At 46.9% G+C, this 5,067-nt stretch carries 3 protein-coding genes; 1 reads left to right on the top strand and 2 read right to left on the bottom strand.

The window, feature by feature from the left end:
- Positions 1 to 94 precede the first annotated feature (94 nt).
- Complete coding sequence (locus tag AB7U36_RS18145) at positions 95 to 436, bottom strand: response regulator (protein ID WP_428161076.1); 342 nt, start codon at positions 434 to 436, stop codon at positions 95 to 97.
- Complete coding sequence (locus AB7U36_RS18150) at positions 414 to 3,695, bottom strand: PAS domain S-box protein (RefSeq protein ID WP_428161077.1); 3,282 nt, start codon at positions 3,693 to 3,695, stop codon at positions 414 to 416. Before AB7U36_RS18150 ends, AB7U36_RS18145 begins: the two co-directional genes overlap by 23 nt.
- 371 nt (positions 3,696 to 4,066) lie before the next feature.
- On the opposite strand from AB7U36_RS18150, the gene AB7U36_RS18155 reads away from it, so the two are divergent.
- Positions 4,067 to 5,067: transporter substrate-binding domain-containing protein (locus tag AB7U36_RS18155; RefSeq protein ID WP_428161078.1), on the top strand; the 1,001-nt coding region annotated here is incomplete at its 3' end.

The raw sequence follows: 5,067 nt of genomic DNA on the forward strand, positions 1-5,067 counted from the left end.
GAGAAGCTCCCTTTTTATCTTGGTTTTTTTGAGTTCGTTCATAACGCTGGCAAGCGAGGAAAGGCCTTGCTCCATTCGCTTGTCGAGCTTTTGGTCAAATAAGACCTTGAAACGCAACATGAGCCAAGGGTTTTTGTACAAAATCCCATGCCCCGTTTTTAAATGCGATTTCAGCACCCCTGGCATCTCCGGTGCCGGTAATGATAATAATTTCCGGGGAAGACGGTAAATTCACCAGATCCGGCATAATGTCAAGCCCGTTTCCGTCAGGCAGTTCAAGATCAAGCAGAATAATGTCATAATTGCTGCTGGTACTCAGCTTTTTGGCTTCATTGATTCTTTTGGCCGTGACCGTTTCGCACCCCATTTTTTCAAAAATGGTTTCAAAAAACAGACAAATCTCCGGGTCATCATCAATGATCAGAACGCGAATCACGTGTTTCCTTTCCAGGCCTCTTTTTCAAGGCCCTATATACGGCGTTGGATAGTTCACCGGCAATCATGGGTTTCATGATCATATCACAGATGCCGACGGAGCGGCACATCTCTTTTGTCAATACATGACTGAAGCCCGTGCACAGGACAATGGGAATTTCAGGGTTGATTGACTTGATCCGGCGGGCGAGTGTAAGGCCGTCCATTTCAGGCATCGTCATATCTGTTAAGACCAGATCAAAAAATTTTGGTTTTTTTTCAATCTTTCCCAGCGCCTCCCGGCTGCGGGTGGTTCCGGTAACCATATATCCAAGAGTGGATAAAATCGCCTGACTGCTTTGTACGATGGGTTCCTCATCATCCACGATCAGGATGTTCCCCGTTCCTGATATCAGTTTACTTCCCAAAGGCGTTGTGTTCAACCCGCCGTTTTGCTCATGAACCGGTATGAGTACCTTGAAGGTGGTGCCGATTCCTTCCTCGCTGTATACGGAGATCCCCCCATTCATTTCTTTCAGTATGCCGAAAACAGTGGAAAGCCCCATACCGGTACCTTCTTCCCTGTTTTTTGTGGTAAAAAACGGTTCAAATATCCGGTCAATAATGGCTTGTGGAATGCCGCAGCCGGTATCGGAAATCATCAGGCAGTAATACAGTCCCGGTTTAATCTTATTAAATTGCCTGGTGTCGGTCTGGTCGATGGCGATCATGTCAAGCACCACCTCAAGCTTTCCGCCCTTGTTTTTCATGGCGTGCCCCGCATTGGTAAACAGATTCATCAAAACCTGATGAATTTGGGTCGCATCTCCCATTACCCTGGCATGTTTCACCCTCAAGTCCTGGTGAATCCGGATATTGGACGGCAAGGATGCCCGGATGAATTTCAAGGTCTCCTTGATGATCGGGTCGATAAATATCTCTTGCCTTTTGACATCGGATCTCCTGCTGAACGTAAGAATATGGCCGACAAGATCCCTTGCCCTCAGGCCGGCTGTAGAGACTGAATCCAGATATTTTTTCAGGGTTTCATTATCGCCGGCTTCCATTTTGGCAAGCTGGGCAAACCCAAACAGTGCTGAAAGAATATTGTTGAAATCATGTGCAATGCCACCGGCCAGCAACCCGATAGCTTCCATTTTCTGAGCTTGAAAGAGCTGGTTTTGCAATTTTTGTTGATCTTCTTTCATCTTCTTTATTTTCGTAATGTCCTGGAGAACGGACAGAATCGATACCACCCCTGACAGGCGTATGAGTCGGGCTGAATACAGCCCCATACGCAGACTGCCGTCCTTGCGCCTGAATTGCACCTCTTTATTAAATAGATCCTTACCGACCTTCAAGCCTGCTACCATTTCCGTTCGGAAAGTGGGTGGTGCCCAGAAATTCATTTCGGTAGGGGTTCGTCCGATAACCTCGTCTCTTTTCCATCCTGTTATATCTTCAAATCCATTGTTGGCGTCAATGATACGACCGTCTTCCAAACCGGTAATGGCAACAAGGGACGGAGCCATTGAAAAAATCTTTGAGAATTTTTCTTCAGATTGCCGCAATTTTTCTTCTGTCTTTTTACGCTCGGTGATATCAAAAAGACTGACGAGAATCCGTTCAAAAATCAGGCTTGCACCAATCAGCAGGGTTCGAACTGAACCGTCTTTGGTTACAACCTGATATTCAGCATCCTGGATTTTGGTCTTTTCTGTTTGAGCCTGTTCGACCATGGCATGCCAGGTGGTCATGGTCTGCTTGCGATACCCAGGGTCTGGATAGGCTTTTTCCCACCAATTATCAATGGTTGGGATATCTTCTATCGTATAGCCCAATATTTCAGTAAAACAGGCGTTGATATCGATACCTCTGCCATCCTTGGATAATTCCATCAGGGGCAGGGGGGCCATTTGAAAAAGATGGCGAAACCGCTCTTCACTCTTCTTTAATGACGCCTCCTTGCGTCTGTCTTTCTCTATTGAAGATGAGATGCGCCGGACCATGTTGTCCAACGCATCTGAGATATAACAGAATTCTTTTGAACCGGACTGGACAAACCGGTAACCCAGGTTCCCTTCGCTTACCTTTTTTATGCCCGAGACAAGCCGATTGACAGGCGGGAGAACCATGCGGGAAATAACCACAACCGGAATTAACGTGAGCAGCAGCAGGGCTAATCCACCCAACATCCATATTGCCCGGTAGGATCTTCTTACAATCGTCAAAAGGGTGTCTTCAGGGATAATATTAATCAATAAACAGTCCGCTTCTTTAACGTGATGGATCATGAAAATACGATTCCCGTCACGGACAATGTTACCGGGAAATGTCAGGGGGGAATTGTTTATATTGGCATCAAAAACATTTTTTAAGGCGTCATCATGGGTGTCGTCTATCTGAAAATGACCATTGGATGGCTTTATCTCTTCTGAAAATTGATCGGATATTAAAATCGTTCCATCATGCCCTATCACGAATTGGGCAATTTCGTGGTGCAGTTTTAACCCCTCCATCTGTCTTGCCAATCCTGATATGGGGAAGTCGTGGCCAACAGCGCCCGCCCATTTTCCCTGCCGGTAATACGGGGCAACAATACTGACCATTCGGATACCGGTAGCAGGGTCATAGGATACTTTTGTCAATTGCGGGAGACCTTTTGGATTCCTGTCCGGCCGGGTCAGGGTCACCCACGGGGAAGCGGTGTAATCTATGTTGTTGGTCGCTTCGTAAATAAATTCAGGTTCGTTTGGCCAGAATATTACGATTCCCCCCTGTTTAGGAAGTATCCAGGTGTTTTCAAAGTTGCTTAATGCGCCGTGTCCGAAATGTTGAGTCACGCTCTTTGCCTCAACAAAAAAAAATTTTGTCCGGGGGTCTAAGGAGGACCCGTCAGGAATCCAGATGCCCGGCTCGCTTGCAGGGGAAAATGATGCGCGGTTCGACCTGAGCGAACCATCCTCACTTGATGCAACAATGGTATCAAAAACGGCAGTATTGTCCGGGTTGTCTGATTCCGGCAGGTTTGATACCAACGTTGAGAAACGGAGGATGCTGTTCTTGGCATCGATTAACCAGCGGTCAAGGTTTGATGCCCAACACGCGTTGATTTGATTGAGATCCTCCAGCTTTTCGATTTCGAGCTTATCTTCAAATGATTTTTGGATGAAGCAGGCACCCGGCAATAGTAACAGGCTTATCGTGATAACGACCGACCCGGTGATTAAGGTTAAAAGAGAGTGTGATTTTTTGGGAAACAGAATAGGTTCTTTTTTCATGTTGTTTCTATATAACAGCCATGGGCCGCAAGCCCACAACAAACAATGAAACTAAAGACTTCAACAATTCAGGGCTAAAATGGGCGCCGCAGGCGCTTCGCCCTCTTGTTTCTTGTATCTTGTCTCTAGTTTCATATAAACGTGTTTAAAGATATAATCTATACTGGCAAAAAATGGATTGCAACCCGGGATCAATAATTACAAAATGCAAAAAAAGCTAACTTCTTAATTTTGCCTGCCTTTTTATCCGGATTTTTAACAAGAATTTAACACTTCGACCTGGGCGCGCATGTTAAAAAGGCCTGAAAAAATCTATGTCATTTTATTCGCAAATGGTTTAATGCTTAAATATGTTAACTGTAATAAACGCCATGATCTGTAACACAGTGGGACGCCGGCTGATATCAATGGCATTATGCCTTGTTCTGGCGGTGACATACCTGCTCATATTCTTTGCGGAAACAAGCGCTGCACTCACCCTGTCCGATGAGGAAAAAAACTGGATAAAACAGAATCCGGACAAATTGGTTCTCTGGTATAACACGGACTTTCCGCCCATTGAATTTGCCTCGAAATCAGGCGAATTTAAAGGCATGGGGGCAGATGTCATCGCCCTGATTGAAGAACAGATGGGCGTAACCTTCATCAAACATGCCTCAAATGACTGGAACCAGCATCTTTCCGCCCTGAAGAACGGGATGTGTGCGGTGGCGCCAACCATTGTGGCAACGGCCGAGCGGGAACGTTATGCAGGTTTTACCGCGTCCTATGCATCATCGCCCGTTGTTATTATTAGCTCGACAGCTGTTCAGAAGCCGCTGTCATTATCGGATATCGGCGGTCTGAGGGTGGCTGTGGTGTCAGGGTATGCCACGGAAGAGTATCTGCGAAAATTAACGGATAGGCAGTTTGATCTTATACCAATGCCGGATGTGGTCCGGGCCCTGCGAGCCACCTCCTTCGGCCAGGTGGATGCCTATGTGGAAAATCTGGCCGTGGCCGGTTATTATATCCAGAAGGAAGGTATTCCAAATTTAAAGGTGGCCGGCGATACCCCTTACAGTTTCTCCTGGCGCATCGGAATAAGCCGTCACTATCCGCTTCTCATCAGTGCCATGACAAAGGCGCTTTCCGCCGTTCCCGCCCACGCCCTTGACGCCGCACAAAAACGCTGGATATCGTTGCAGATCAATCCCGGATGGCATCCCCAAACCGTCACCAACCTTGTTGTGGCTGCCGTTTTTATGGTGTTACTGATTTCAGGCCTTCTGGTCATCAGTTATGTGCTGAAGCGTCGCCTCGGGGAAAAAATAACCAGCCTGGAGTCTGCCCAGGAAGAGATGAGGCGCAGCGAGGCCAAATTTCGGGCAAT

The organism is Desulfobacter sp., from assembly GCF_050177295.1.